Raw genomic sequence first — 14569 nt, 5'->3', positions numbered from 1 at the left:
CGATGACTGACACTAAGCAAGATAGGTCTGACCAGTTAAGTTGTGTGTTTTTAGGCACTTATTTGCAACGCAGCGTTAACTTTTTCTTGCAAATCGCGACTTAAACCTTCCAATTTAGCAATCCGTTCAAGCTCAGCCAGCATCAATTTTTGGTGATCTTGTGAAAACGATTTGTATTGGATTAACGGCGTAATTAGACGTGATGCAACTTGCGGATTGATCGCGTTCAAGGCAATGATCTGGTCGGCTAAATAGCGATAGCCCTGACCATCACCACGGTGAAAGTGCTTGGCATTACCTTGACTAAAGCCACCGATCAGCGCGCGAGCTCGATTGGGGTTTTTCAAGCTAAACAAACGATGTTGCATGAGCGCTTTGACACTGTTAATTACCTCGTCTGTATCTTGACGACCCTGCAACATAAACCACTTATCCATGACCAAACTATTGTTCTGCCACTTGCGTTCAAACTCATCTAACATTGTTTGTTTACACGGTAAATTGTGCACACAAGCAACGTGTAAACTAGCGATTTCATCGGTCATATTATCGGCCGAGATAAATTGTTGTCGGCAAATATCATTGCCCTTGTCGGTGTAACCTAGGTAGTGTAAGCAGACGTTTTTGAGTGCGCGATTAGCAATCGCCACTCCGTCCTTGGCAAATGTCGAACTGGTTAACGTGTGATAGCGATGTTCAAAGTCGGTCGCTAACCGCTGCGCTATTTGCAAGTGAAGTTGTTCAAGCGCTCCAACTAAGTGTTGTGGATTGACAAACGGTAACATATCCGCCAACTGCTGAAAATCAGGTATCGTTAACTGCTCTGCGCGCAGTGCGTTATCGCCGTCTTCCACTAAAATGCGTTGCAAGGCAGAAAGCACTGTATCGGGGACGCGATGGGTCTGCTCTTGTAGCAGTTGCATTATCTGACGAGCAAAAACTTGCTGGCCCGCGTCCCAACGGTTAAACGCATCGTCAGCATTGACGATAATATCGAGTAAATCATCATCACTGTAATCGTAAAAACATTTAACCGGCGCACTGAAATTGCCCAGTAAAACGGGGACTGGTTTACTGGTAATGCCTTCAAAGACAAATGTTTGCTCGCTTTGAGTCAATTGCAATAATTGCTTATCTCTGACTTGACTTTCAACCAACAATTCTACGTTGATGGGAATGTGTAAATCGCGCTTGGGTTGTCCATCAGCAGTATCCGGATGACGCTGCGCAATAGTCATACTGTAACGCTGATGCGCGTCGTCATAGTGATCGCTGACATCAATTATTGGCGTCCCCGATTGCGCGTACCAACGTTTAAACAGCGACAAATCAACCCCAGTTGCATCACTCATCGCACTGACAAAGTCATCGCAGGTTACCGCTTGCCCATCGTGGCGTTGAAAATACAACGCCATACCGTCTTTAAAGCCCTGCTCTCCCAAAATAGTGTGCATCATACGAATAACCTCTGCACCTTTTTCGTATACCGTTAAGGTGTAGAAATTATTCATTTCGAGAACTTTTTCCGGACGTATAGGGTGCGCCATCGGGCCCGCGTCTTCGGCAAACTGTTGTGAGCGCAGCAAGCGAACATTGCGGATTCGGTTTACCGCCCCTGAGTGCATGTCAGCGCTAAATTGTTGATCGCGAAAAACAGTTAAGCCTTCTTTTAAACTCAGCTGGAACCAATCTCGACAAGTGACTCGGTTACCGGTCCAATTGTGAAAATATTCGTGGGCAATTACCGCTTCAATGTTAAAGAAGTCGTCATCAGTGGCACTTTTCTCGTCCGCTAGCACATATTTCGAGTTGAAGATGTTTAACCCTTTATTTTCCATTGCGCCCATATTGAAAAAATCGACCGCGACAATCATATACACGTCAAGGTCGTACTCGAGATCAAACACTTGTTCATCCCACTGCATTGATTTCTTCAGGCTGTCCATTGCATGTTGTGCACGGCTTAAATTGCCTTTATCGACAAATAATTCGAGTGCCACATGTCGACCCGATCGGGTGGTATACGAATCAGCTAGTAAATCAAAGTCACCTGCGACTAAGGCAAACAGATAACAAGGCTTGGGATACGGATCGTGCCAAGTAACGAAGTGATAACCGTTATCAAGATCGCCACTGTCGATATTATTGCCGTTCGCTAAAAGATACGGATACTTTTGCTTTTCGGCGATAATTTTAGTGGTAAACGTGGCTAAGATATCGGGGCGATCTAAATAATAGCTAATACGACGAAAACCTTCTGCCTCACACTGACTACAGAACGCATCACCCGATTTATAAATACCTTCTAAGGCAGTATTGTCGAGAGGGTTAATTTCATTGACGATAGTTAATTGAAAGCTCGCTTTGTCAACGGCAATACAAAGTTCACTGTCTGTTAATTGATAAGCAGATGGGGATAATTCGACACCATCAACAGATACCGAAAGTAACGTTAGTTTTTCACCATCGAGTTTTAACGGCTTGTTATGCTCACCTTGACGCTCTATCTGCATAGTATTGGTAACTTTAGTGTCACGGTCTTCGAGTTCAATCTGTAAGTTAACCGTAGCTATGCGATATAAAGGCGGTTGATAATCTTTTAAGTAACGTGGGGTAAATTCGCTCATATAACAAAGAGATGTTTTTAATAATATTGTGTTGCTTTGATTCTACCTACCCTGTTAGTTAATGCAACTGTGACAAAGCTAAACTATCGCAATGCGGGGATCGTTGCTGTAAGTTTTTGGCCTCTTTAGTGACAATTGTTGACGTGGTACATTGTGGTTGCTTTGTGCAATTCAGAGCCAGTCACAATATGAGAAAAAGAACATCGTCATTCCACCATGTTTTCAGATGGAATCTCCTTCAGTTCCGATGTGGTTTGACCGGCAGCTTTGTGCCATTCAAAGTCGCTCACATAATTAGAAACAATTCAGCGTCATCCCATCATGCTTTTGGATGGGATCTCTATCAGTTTCGATGTAGCTTGACCGGCAGCTTTGTGCCATTAAGAGTTATTAACTAAATCAGAAAAATTAAACCGTCATCCCATCATGGTTTTGGATGGGAACTCCTTCAGTTTCGATGTGTCTTGACCGGCAGCTTTGTGCCATTCAGAGTCATTAACTAAATCAGAAAATTAAGCCGTCATCCCATCATGGTTTTGGATGGGATCTCCTTCAGTTTCGATGTGTCTTGACCGGCCGTTTTGTGCCATTTTCTGCCCGTTAGCAATTGCTAATATACGCTGGTTTCGAGGTAATAACACCTCAATAAGTGGCGCAAAATAGTTGGCTAAAATAAGCGAGGCACGAGCGCAGCCAACTGTTTTGCGTCCATGACTTTATTGCCTTGTTATGGGGATCTGCGCAACTTAAAAAGCTTAAATAAAAAGGCTAAACCAAAACAAATTAAACAAAGGGTTATAAAGCGATCAAAATTTGCTATATGAGTATTGTCAATATTCTCAGGAGATGAAAAAGCGCCTAAGAAATATAAGCCGATTGTCCATCCGACCAAAATCGGGCTGAATTTGTCAAACGCAAAATGAAAAGCATTCTTGACGTCCTCTAACACTCTTTTGATCCTCATAACAGTTGCAATAAGTGGAAATATCCATGAAACACGGAATTATTCCACGTTTTATTAAATGATAATTATCGGTATTACTAAACCGACCGTTGATCGCTCGCAACAGACGTTCGCCACTGCATTTATTAATCAATAACTTATATACTTATCCGACAGGCGCAAATGTGCCCGTAGCGGTTATTGACAGGTTTATTCAAGCACAAACAGAAAACCATTTTTTCTTTCAAAAAGTTCGTATGGAATAAGCCTACTTCTCAGGCCGATACGGCAATACACGAGACACAGCGATACACGTTACCGGCCTTAACATCTGCAAATGGCGACTCTTCAAATGTTCGCTCCACTACGTTCAAGATCTGAACAATCGCAGATGTTCCACGCTCTTAGTTTAGCTGGCGATGCAATGCCACATAATCGCAAACGAACACCCTATCGCCAATAGCCAAGAAATTGAACGCAAGGTACTTACATTAACCAAATACAGAACATGGTATACCACTCTAAACACAATGTGCATTAGTGCCAATGTTTGAACCGCATCACCTGTCGTCCCTGTTGCTACAGCAAGAGCAATTGCTGGGGCAAAAATAATCAGCGACTCAAATGCATTTTGATGACCCGCTAGCGCCCGCGCGCCAAACCCGGTTAAACTCGCTTGTTGTTGTCTGGGGTGCTTATTGTCGTAACCTCCGGCCTTGTGCATAGCAACGACTAACGGTATCTTGGCGATAAAAGGTAGCAAGGCTGCCAATATCAAACTGATTATCAATGTGTTCAATGTATTCTCCTAGTTAATCTCTTAAGCTTTCAGGTCACTTAGCCGCTTATATCACCCACGCAGTCTTGTGCGCAGTGTAGATCTGAACGGAACACAAAAAAGCAGTAATAAAACGGTGAGGTTAAGTGAACCGCTTCCTGAGTATCCTTGTTTATGAACAATATTGGCTTTACTTGGATCAGCTTTTAAAGTCTCTTTAAACTTTGCTAATTGATTGTCTAGATTTTGAGTCATTACCTGTGCTGCTTGCTCGAAGCCTTCGCGGCTATCGCTGCGTAGCTCTTCACTTAAGTTAACCGGTGTAGACCGACCTTTAATGTTGCTTGTACCCGGTGCTCGAAACAACAACGCTTTGCTGCGAATGTCGTAGACTGCGGTATCGAGCATGGTGCTAGTGTCGTTCTTCTCACCCGAAATAACGTAGGCACCTACCAGCGTCCAGTAGGTTAACGAGAGCAAGCCTTCGTCGGTAAATTGAACCTGATCATAAGACACCAGTGCGATCACATCGGTACCGTACATCGTTTTGATCTGTTCAAGGTTTTGAAAGCTGCCCTTGGGTGTAAGATACGCCGATGGGATAACTTCAATCGCGCTAACAAAATCGTATTGGCGAAAATTATCGGCTACCTTCTCAAGTAAGTTTGATTTTTCCGCTTCTGTCAGCATGCCACCACCGGCCACTCCTGACCACATGTTCGCACCGCGATACTGTGAAACCTGCTCTGGCACAAACGCAATACCAACTTTTAGTGGTAAGGTGAGTGTTGGTATCGTTGGTTCAACGGCCATTTCTGCAGAGGTGGGATAAAGATAGTCGACAACACTGCTCTTGTGTCGTGTTTGTTTACTGGCGCAAGCTGACAATGCTCCTACTGCAACGAGTAGCAAGAGTGTTGACGCACGTAGATGTTGTTTGCCCATAATGACTCACCTGTTTGGTAAAAACATTCTTTCTTTTCAACTCACGACCATTGCCAAACGTCATTTGGATTTGACTCAGATGGTGATGAAGCGATAGATATTGGCGACATAAAGATGTCTAAAGCTGTCTTTACCATAACGAGTTAATTTAGTGTTTACAATAACTTATTTAGTGCGACCACAAGAATGACGGATGATAGGATGCAGCACTGTGTGAAACAAAAAAGGCTTAGTTGTAAAACTAAACCTTTTTATTTTTTCATGCCATATCAATGAAGGTAGCGCACTGTGTAATGTTGGACTTGCTCTAATTTTGTGATGCAACGCCGGTGGCAATTGAGGTTGTTTGTTTTGGCGAGATCAAATCTTGGCCCAGTGTTTTTATCTTAAAACCAATGCTGGCATAAACAATGGCTAAAATAGGATTGATTAAGTTAAAAAATGCGTACATGGCGTACTCAAGCGGATTAACCGCCAGTACACCATACATGTACGCACCACAACTGTTCCACGGGATCAAGGGTGAGGTCAACGTACCTGAGTCTTCAAGGGTTCGAGATAGCACTAACGGATGTAAGCCCCGACGCTGATACTCCTGTTTAAACATGCGTCCCGGCATTACAATGCCCATGTACTGATCAGCGGCGACCAAGTTGGTGGCGATACAGGTACCGACGGTACTGGAAATCAACCCACCAACCGATCGTACACCTGATAGAATAGCCGTCATTAAACGTTGTAATATCCCCAAGTGTTCTAGCACGGCACCAAAGGTCAAGGCACAGATAATTAACCACACCGTGTTTAACATACCTGACATGCCGCCACGACTTAACAAACTATCAATATTTGCGTTACCCGTGCTAAACGCAACACCGTCAAAAAACGCCGTCCAAACAACGGTGATATTGGCTTCAACCAGCGATTTAGAATCGCCCGCTAGCGCGCTAATGACATCTTGCTGAAAAATAACCGCCCATATAGCACCAACGATTGCACCAATTGCCACGGATAAAAACGCAGGTACCTTCTTAATCGCTAATGCCAACAATACAACTAAGGGAAGTAAATTGAATACACTGATGTCAAAGTGCTGAGATAATACCTGCTTCATTTGCATCGCATTATCAGTATTTTGACTGACATCGGCGCTTATACCCAGTAACAAGAACAGAATCAACGCGGTGACAATTGATGGTATTGTTGTCCATAACATGTAGCGAATATGCGCAAATAGCTCTGAGCCGGCTACGGCAGGCGCTAAATTTGTGGTTTCTGATAAAGGTGAGATTTTATCACCAAAATAGGCACCTGAAATAATTGCGCCAGCGGTTATCGCTGGTGATAGCCCTAAACCGTCACCTACCGCTAATAAGGCAACACCTACTGTTGCCGCCGTGGTCCAAGAGCTACCGATAGACATCGCCACAATGCCACAGATTATGCACGTTGCCGCGTAAAAGTAGCTCGGATTGAGCACCGTTAAGCCATAGTATATTAGCGTAGGAACTGTACCGGCTAATAACCATGTACCAATTAGTGAGCCAACCACTAACAAGATCATCACGGCACCAAGTGAAATCGATATACCTTTGATAATTGCCTTTTCCATTGCCTGCCAACGATAACCGTTTTTAAAACCGATTAACAACGCCACGCCCGTGGCCATTAACAAACCGATTTGATTAGGACCGCTAGAAGAGCTATCGCCAAAATAAAATACCCCTGCACATAAAAACACAATCATTGCAAAGATAGGCGTCACCGCATCCAATAAGCTGGGCGAGGTAATCGGTGTTTTTTCAGACATCTTATGTAGAACCTTTTGTTGCGAAATAGCGTTATTGTTTTTTCTATTAACTAAGTGACTATATTGTTCTCAGTTGCTATTTCTTGGTAAAAACTGTGTTATCAGACTATTACAAATGCCTACAAAAGTAAGCCCTTTGGCCTACATTTCTGCTTATTTATCTGATTATTTGGTTTGACTGATGATAAAAAACACAACCTCTGGTCACAAATGATACAATGCAAAACAGCAAAAGCGTAATGACTATTGCGATATATACTTTCGATTGTTATTTAAAGCTAAGACGCGTACCGATATTGTCGCCATAAACGAGACACTTTAGGTCAAAGACCAACCATTTATAAGAAAAGCTAGTGGTTAATTTCTATCTCAACTGGGCAGGGATTGATCGATGATGGGAGATAATTGCACCAGGCGTTGCTTAGGCAAAAAAAAAGAGGTTGACCGATATCAACCTCTTTTATCTGTGGTGAGTGATAACGCTTAGCCTACTTCTTTGCTAAGCGCCCTACTTCAATAAAGTCCATGGTGATATTGGCCGCCTCATCTAAAAACGGATCAATCTCAGATAATGCCTCAGGAATATCGTCAACCGACGCAACCGTTTCTTTACCTTGTGCTTTCAAGCGTAAGTTAGCGCGTTTTAAGCGTTTTTCTTGGCTTTCTTCGCGCTCAGCTTTGCGCTCTAGGTAATTAAGCGATACCGTCTGTTTATCTTTGTTTTCGCGATAATAGGCTATATCTTCAAGCAAATAATTGAACTCTTCGTTAGACTTTATCCGTTCAGCATGCAGTGATTGCAGATACGAAATTTCGTCACTGTAGTCATCAAGCTTGGAGTACGAGGCTTTGTCAATTTTATCCCAAGGCAATGCATTTTCCTCGCGACTCTCACCCCATTCACTTGGTTCTATCGCCGATGGGAACTGAATATCAGGGACAACACCTTTGTGTTGCGTACTGCCACCATTGATGCGATAAAACTTAGCGATGGTAAATTGAATAGAGCCTAATGGATTATCGTATAAGTCATATACGCGTCCTAATCGGCGATGTTGTTGCACGGTGCCTTTACCAAACGTGTGTTCGCCAATGATCAGCGCGCGACCATAGTCTTGCAATGCGGCAGCAAAAATTTCAGATGCTGATGCACTGTAGCGATCAACCATCACCGTCAGTGGGCCGTCGTAATAGCTAATGCCATCGTTATCTTTGTTCACTTCTACACGGTTGGCGCCATCGCGTACCTGCACCACAGGGCCTTGATCAATAAACAAACCGGTCAACAAAGTGGCTTCAACTAACGAGCCTCCGCCATTACCGCGAAGGTCAACGATCACACCTTGCACGTTTTGCTCTTTCAACTTAGCTAGCTCTTGTGCGACATCGCTTGACAATTTGTTGTAAAAACTAGGAATGGTGATCACTCCCAGTTTCTTATCGCCTTGGTCATAGATTTCGGCTTTAGCCGCTCTATCTTCCAACTTAATGGTGTCGCGAACAATGGACACGGTGTCAATGACCGGCGAGTCTTCACCCTTCTCAACTTGCAAGCGAACCGTGGTGCCTTTGGGCCCTTTGATTAAATCAACGACCTCATCTAAACGCCAGCCAACAACATCGACAAAGGATTCGTCGCCCTGGGCAACACCAATGATCTTGTCTTTGGGTTTCAGTTTGTTCGACTTATCAGCCGGACCACCGGTGACAATGCTTTGAATTACCGTAACGTCATCTTCGATGCGAAGTACTGCCCCTATGCCTTCTAATTTGAGATTCATTTCCATTTGGAAACGCTCAGCATTACGTGGTGACAAGTATGAGGTGTGCGGTTCAACGGTGCGTGAAAACGAATTCATAACCACTTGAAACACATCTTCAGGTTCACTTTGGCTCAACCGCTTCATCGCATAGTTATAGCGCTTGGTTAAAACTTTTTGAATATCGTCCCAACTTTTGCCTGCTAGTTTCAAATTTAACGCATCGTATTTCACCCGTTTGCGCCAAAGCTCGTCGAGCTCTTCACGCGACTTGGCAAACGGCATATCTTCGCGGTCAAATTGATACGATTCATCAACCGAGAAATCAAACTCTTTATCCAGTAATGACAAGGCATATTGATAGCGCTCAAAGCGACGTTTGACGCTTAAATTGTACATCTCATACGCTAGCGCCAAGTCGCCTGAAGTCACCATGTCATCAAATTGATTTTTGTAGCGTGCAAAGCCATCAACATCAGATTGCAGAAAAACGTTTCGCGCGTAGTCTAGCTGAGTGAGATAGTGGTCATAGACCTCTGCCGAAAGGGCATCATCAAAGGCAAACTTCTTGTAGTGCTGTCGAGCAAAAGTGGCCGATATTCGCTTACTTGCTTTTTCGTGCTGCTTTTCCTGAGCCAACTCAGGTAAGTCTTTCATGGTGACTGTTTGGGTTTCTGCGGCGCCTGACCATGCAGTAACAGCCAACGATATGGCAAGGGCTAATCGACACACTTTTCTCATAGAACAACTCCGATGTTTTTATTGGGTAAAGATTTTATCTGCTTGCGTCTTCACAATCATACCTGATACCAACTGCACAGACACATCTTTACCAGCGACTTCTGTAATTGTCGCCGCGATTGGTGAATTGCCAAACTGAACCATTACTTGAGCACCAACGGCTAACTGAGTGGCATCTGCTTGGGTTAACTTTACGGCTGGTTTTGCTTTGGCTGAAGATTTTTTCGCTTTACCAACTTTAAATTTCTTTGCTTTCTCTTCAGAGCGCTTATCAACCTGTTTAGTTCCTTTATAGGCTGTTTTTTCTTTTTTGTCTTGCGGCGTTTTGTTACTAAATTTTTCTTGGCTCTCTTTTAGTGACTTGGCTGCGTAATCCGCTTGGTCCTGATCAATCTCAGCAACGGCTTCACCTTGTAAGTCAATGCGCTGCTCGCCAACCTTGATCGATTTTAAATAACGCCAGCTTGATGTGTAGTGGCGCAACGCTTGTCTCAACTGCGTTTTACTCACTTTCTCGTCATCGTTTAACGCGTCTGCTAAGTCTTGAAAAATACCGACTTTCAATGGTTTTGCTTGACCTTGCAGTGAAAAACACGCCGGGAATTTCTCGGCTAAATAAGCAATCACTTCTTTGCTGGTGATACGTTTAGTTTCCATAATTTGTTTACTTCAAAATTTAAAATTGTTGTTCCAGATATTGGTCACGGTTATCTAGCACGTGGCGACACCAGTCATAAATATCTTCATGTTCGATTTCGGCCAGCGCTGGCTGGCCAATCCAATGTTCCCACACTAATTCAAGCAATTGCGTCAGTTCAGTTGCATCAATATCTTCTTCCGCTAACTGATATAAGGTGTGGTAAAATTCATTTAGGTTTTCGGTAACGCAACTTTCCTCGCCATCCCAGTCACCAACGACTTCTTCGGATACGAGAAAATCATGTATTACGACAAATTCTTTCATTAATTATACGCCAACTGATTCAAAGGTGATGAATTAATTGAACGATTGTTGTAATCGTTCGACAATGGCTTGTAATCCGTTTACGTCGTGTTCGTCAAAATTACCGTATTCGGTACTGTCGATATCAAGTACCGCAATCACATCACCACGGTGATAAACCGGAATGACAATTTCAGAATTGCTCGCCGCATCACAGGCTATGTGTCCGGGAAATTGATGAACATCGATAATACATTGCACCTGCCCTGTTGACACCGCGGTACCGCAAACGCCACGACCGACATCAATGCGAATGCAGGCAACTTGCCCTTGAAACGGACCTAACACGAGCTGGCCATCTACCATGCGATAGAAACCTGCCCAATTGACATTCTCTAGGCTGTTAAACAATATAGCACTGACATTGGCCATATTTGCGATAACATCTGTTTCGCTACCAATGATGGCATCAACTTGTGCCAACAAGCTACGATAAAATTCTGTTTTTTCCATTAATAATTACTTGTCTCTAAATCGACCTTGGTAAAAGGCCATAACATACCTGTTAACACGCCGAAATTAAAGGCTTTAATGCGTTTTTTTATCGATATCATCACTGCGCCTGATTCACAGCCACTTTTTTTGCTTATTTTAGTGCAAAATTAATACTTACTTGCGCGTTCAGCTCCAAGCGACCTGGTGTTGAGTGATAGGCTACCGGCGATTTTCGTATTGCGGCCTCAGTGGCCATGAGTTTAGGTAATTCACGCACCGGCATTTCAGCGATGTAAGTCACCGAACCCAAGGTAAGTCCGAGTTTGTTGGCCAGTTGGGTCGCCTTGGCTTGAGCGTCGATTATCGCTAAATCTAGCGCTTGTCGGTAATAAACGTCCGCTTTTTGGGTTTGGTAATCTAAAGCAGAGATGTGTTGCACGCCAAGTGATACCGCGTGCTCAAGCAATACATCATAATGACTAAAATCGTCTAACACAAAGCTAATCACTCGAGAAACTTCGATTAACGCGGGCTGCTGCAAGCTATCGGCGCTGTTATCGCGATGGTCGTAAATAGGACGGATCTGCATCTGCGCCGTTTCAATACGCTCGTCTTTGACGCCAAGAGATGTCGCCAGAGCAACGATGTCTTTGGCTTTGTCATCTACCCGACGCTTTGAAGCGTCGGCACCTGAGTCGCGCTCTGCAATGGTTACAGAAAAGGTGTACACATCGGCGTCGACTAACACCGAACCGCGACCGATGACATCCAGGCCCTGCTTGTTCAATTCGCTTGCATGCAACACCGGCTGGCCAAGAATACACAGTAGCGCCACCATTATATGAGTAAATCGTTTCATTTAACGCTCCTGTTGTTCTAAGTACGTTAAAAACGCTTCGCGCTCAGTAAACGTGGCTCGTTGCCACCAATACTTCAGCATAGGCAATGCATTTACCGTGGTTGTCGCTTCGCTCAACGGTTGTTGCTCGATACTCTGTTGAATTATCTTTTGCCTGCGATCAACGGTCCGTTGTTGCAAGGTTCTTTCGTGTTCCGATTGTGATTGGATCAGCAACGTGATCTGTTCGCCATTTGCATCGAACAGTGTCAGCTGTGGAGATTTCGCATATAGACGGGCTTCATTGATGTCTAACGGCTGTTGATGAACAAATCGCAGTGGCGTATTTTGGTTAACCTCAAAACTGATCACAAATGGCTCAGAACGCACCGTGGTGTGGTGATCTTCAAGATCGCCGTCGAACATTTGTGCATAGCGCAAGACAATGACGTTTTTACCCGGCTGCAGTGACACCTTGGTATCTCGCATAAACAGCGAACCGGATATGGCCTGATTATTAACCCGAATGACATTGAAATTATCGGGGATCACAAGTTCTTGTGCATGTACAGATGTTGACATAGCTATCACTGCACATAGCCACAATGTCATACTCCGTAGTTTTACTGGTAACGCTTTCATGTTTTTGCTCCATCGAATTGTTGTTATATTCACTTAGCCATTTTTCTCTGTGCGCGACTCTCTCCCATCTAAACCTAACGACCACTTTAACCACGCGACCAATTTAACTAGGACGCTCGTCGCATTTTACCTGCTCACCGACTGCGGTGCTGCTCTGCAACAAACGATCGGACTTGATCAACGCCAGTTAAAGTGACGGACTGTCATCGATTATGCCAAGCATAGCAAACCTTCGCCTATTCGCCTAACCCCCTCACTCCACCAAAGAACAACTAATAATCGATAAATCAATTAGTTGCTGTACTTTCTCAGTGTTGGGCTAGATCGGGGATACGCTAACAGTAACAGGGGAAAATTCAGCGCTGATAGCAATCAGATTGGATAACACGCGATACAAAAGCGGCATTTTCGACGATTGGGTTAACGCGTTTGAGTCAGCAAAAAATATCATAGCTCGGTTTTCGCATAATATTTACCACTCAACTACACTCAAGATTATAAGCAAAATAAGTAGATGAATTGAGGGCTTGTGTATGCAATCTGGATTTGCCAAATCGTTGTTATCCCTATCGATATTAATGTTGTTCAGTTGTGGTGGAGGGTCGAGTTCAGGCTCTTCAACGCCCACGCCAACTCCAACGCCGCCGACAGAAACCGATATCGTTGTTACCGGAGCAATTAGTGGCTTTGGCAGTATTTACGTCAACGGTATTCGCTTTGACGTGAGTAGTGCATCAATCGATGTTGATGGTTTCAATGCCAGCGATGATGCACTCAAGCTTGGCATGATGGTCACCGTACGCGCTACCCAAGGCGATGACAGCAGTGTCGCCAACGCCGAGCAAGTTATTTACGACGACGACGTACAAGGACCGATTGCCAGTATCAATGAAGCAGACGATGGTCGGCAAAAACTATTGACTATTTTAAATGTGACCGTTGTTGCTGACGCCATTTCCACAGTATTTGATGGCATTAGTTACGACACTTTGGCGATCGACGACCTCGTCGAAGTCAGCGGTTTTTACGATAACAACACGATTGTGGCAACTCGAATTGAGAAAAAAACCAACACAGCAACGAGCGGCATCGAGGTTGAACTCAAAGGCGTGGTTGAAAATCTTGACGAAGAACTCTTTACCTTAGCGGGGATCAGCGTTGATTACACCAACGCGGACTTATCGGGTGTGGTTGGTGAAGTTGTCAGTAATGGCGTCGCCGTTGAAGTCAAAGGCCTATACGATGGTGATAAAATCGTTGCTACCGAGGTTGAAGTTGAGTCGCTCGAATTTGAAAACATGGAGAGCTTTTCCGTTGAAGGCATTATCAGCAATTATGCGAGTGACCAGTCGTTTTCACTACAAGGAATCCTTGTAAACGCCGCGCAGGCACAGCGTCAGCCAAACAACTTGGTACTAACTGATGGGCTGCGAATAGAGGCCAGTGGCGAGCTTGTTGACGGGGTACTGATTGCCAATGAAGTAGAAAGCTACCAAAGTGATATCGAAGTGGCTGCTACTATTAGCAATATCGACAGCGACTCGGTTACCCTCGACTTTATCACGGGTGAGATCACCGTGATGACAGATAAACGCACTCGCTTTAAGGACGATCGCGACAGTGACGCTGTGTTGACCTTAAGTCAATTGCAAAACGGCGATTATGTGCAAATTAAAGCGCGCCGCAATAATAACACCTTGTACGCTAGTGAACTGCGCTTAGACGAACTCGACGACAATGTCATTCAAGCACCGGTCGAGTCATTCACAGCCCCCGATAACGTCACGGTTCTTGGTATTACCTTTACCACGGCATCGGCATCGTTTGAAGATCGCAATGACCAAGAGATAAGCCAACAGGTGTTTTTTGACAACCTTCAAGCAGGCCAAGTGATACAAGTCAAAGATGAACAACCGGCAGATGGCAATGCTGACGAGGTAGAACTAGAAGATTAACCATCGCAATAAGTAATCCAAAGACGCTGTTAAATACGCTGGTGTAAGGCAGAGCGAAGACAACAGTACAGAGAGTGGGCAGCGCATTTGTT

Annotated in this window: 11 protein-coding genes; 1 reads left to right on the top strand and 10 read right to left on the bottom strand. The window is 44.2% G+C overall.

From position 1 onward, the window contains the following. Window positions 1-50: 50 nt before the first annotated feature. The 10 genes from pepN to ACAY30_RS06495 all read right to left on the bottom strand — a co-directional run bounded on the left by pepN (window position 51) and on the right by ACAY30_RS06495 (window position 12462). Window positions 51-2627 carry an aminopeptidase N gene (gene pepN, locus ACAY30_RS06540; RefSeq protein ID WP_290250234.1) on the bottom strand — a complete coding sequence of 859 codons (2577 nt, stop codon included), beginning with the start codon at window positions 2625-2627 and terminating at the stop codon, window positions 51-53. Between the two features lie 1352 nt (window positions 2628-3979). Beyond that, complete coding sequence (locus tag ACAY30_RS06535; protein ID WP_290251599.1) at window positions 3980-4369, bottom strand: MAPEG family protein; 390 nt, start codon at window positions 4367-4369, stop codon at window positions 3980-3982. Window positions 4370-4420: 51 nt separating this feature from the next. Continuing rightward, on the bottom strand, window positions 4421-5293 hold the full coding sequence (gene rhlP, locus ACAY30_RS06530; RefSeq protein ID WP_290251598.1) for a rhombotarget lipoprotein: 873 nt from the start codon (window positions 5291-5293) through the stop codon (window positions 4421-4423). A 307-nt stretch (window positions 5294-5600) separates the two neighbouring features. Beyond that, window positions 5601-7103, bottom strand: coding sequence for a Na+/H+ antiporter NhaC (gene nhaC / locus ACAY30_RS06525; protein ID WP_290251597.1), 1503 nt, complete (start codon window positions 7101-7103; stop codon window positions 5601-5603). 488 nt (window positions 7104-7591) lie between these two features. Beyond that, complete coding sequence (prc, locus tag ACAY30_RS06520) at window positions 7592-9604, bottom strand: carboxy terminal-processing peptidase (protein ID WP_290251596.1); 2013 nt, start codon at window positions 9602-9604, stop codon at window positions 7592-7594. A gap of 18 nt (window positions 9605-9622) precedes the next feature. Then, complete coding sequence (gene proQ / locus ACAY30_RS06515) at window positions 9623-10261, bottom strand: RNA chaperone ProQ (protein WP_290251595.1); 639 nt, start codon at window positions 10259-10261, stop codon at window positions 9623-9625. Between the two features lie 19 nt (window positions 10262-10280). Beyond that, window positions 10281-10568: a hypothetical protein gene (locus ACAY30_RS06510; RefSeq protein ID WP_290251594.1), complete on the bottom strand. Its 288-nt coding sequence runs from the start codon at window positions 10566-10568 to the stop codon at window positions 10281-10283. A gap of 33 nt (window positions 10569-10601) precedes the next feature. After that, entirely contained in the window at window positions 10602-11060 is a 459-nt protein-coding gene (locus tag ACAY30_RS06505) for a GAF domain-containing protein (RefSeq protein ID WP_290251593.1), read from the bottom strand. A gap of 133 nt (window positions 11061-11193) precedes the next feature. After that, window positions 11194-11901: an SIMPL domain-containing protein gene (locus ACAY30_RS06500; RefSeq protein WP_290251592.1), complete on the bottom strand. Its 708-nt coding sequence runs from the start codon at window positions 11899-11901 to the stop codon at window positions 11194-11196. Beyond that, window positions 11902-12462: a DUF2057 family protein gene (locus tag ACAY30_RS06495; protein WP_290251591.1), complete on the bottom strand. Its 561-nt coding sequence runs from the start codon at window positions 12460-12462 to the stop codon at window positions 11902-11904. It lies immediately after the preceding gene. 593 nt (window positions 12463-13055) lie between these two features. On the opposite strand from ACAY30_RS06495, the gene ACAY30_RS06490 reads away from it, so the two are divergent. Further along, the gene (locus ACAY30_RS06490) at window positions 13056-14477 is read left to right on the top strand and encodes a DUF5666 domain-containing protein (protein WP_290251590.1); all 1422 of its coding nucleotides are present in this window, start codon (window positions 13056-13058) and stop codon (window positions 14475-14477) included. Window positions 14478-14569 lie beyond the last annotated feature (92 nt).

The sequence above is a fragment of the Thalassotalea ponticola genome, assembly GCF_041379045.1.
GTDB lineage: Bacteria > Pseudomonadota > Gammaproteobacteria > Enterobacterales > Alteromonadaceae > Thalassotalea_A > Thalassotalea_A ponticola.
This window is presented reverse-complemented; position numbering and strand designations above follow the sequence as displayed.

Bases quoted from the DNA above. Each gene is read 5' to 3' on its own strand.
- ACAY30_RS06510 (WP_290251594.1), bottom strand. From the start codon at position 10,568: ATGAAAGAATTTGTCGTAATACATGATTTTCTCGTATCCGAAGAAGTC.
- prc (WP_290251596.1), bottom strand. From the start codon at position 9,604: ATGAGAAAAGTGTGTCGATTAGCCCTTGCCATATCGTTGGCTGTTACT.
- ACAY30_RS06505 (WP_290251593.1), bottom strand. From the start codon at position 11,060: ATGGAAAAAACAGAATTTTATCGTAGCTTGTTGGCACAAGTTGATGCC.
- ACAY30_RS06500 (WP_290251592.1), bottom strand. From the start codon at position 11,901: ATGAAACGATTTACTCATATAATGGTGGCGCTACTGTGTATTCTTGGC.
- proQ (WP_290251595.1), bottom strand. From the start codon at position 10,261: ATGGAAACTAAACGTATCACCAGCAAAGAAGTGATTGCTTATTTAGCC.
- ACAY30_RS06495 (WP_290251591.1), bottom strand. From the start codon at position 12,462: ATGTCAACATCTGTACATGCACAAGAACTTGTGATCCCCGATAATTTC.
- pepN (WP_290250234.1), bottom strand. From the start codon at position 2,627: ATGAGCGAATTTACCCCACGTTACTTAAAAGATTATCAACCGCCTTTA.
- rhlP (WP_290251598.1), bottom strand. From the start codon at position 5,293: ATGGGCAAACAACATCTACGTGCGTCAACACTCTTGCTACTCGTTGCA.
- ACAY30_RS06490 (WP_290251590.1), top strand. From the start codon at position 13,056: ATGCAATCTGGATTTGCCAAATCGTTGTTATCCCTATCGATATTAATG.
- nhaC (WP_290251597.1), bottom strand. From the start codon at position 7,103: ATGTCTGAAAAAACACCGATTACCTCGCCCAGCTTATTGGATGCGGTG.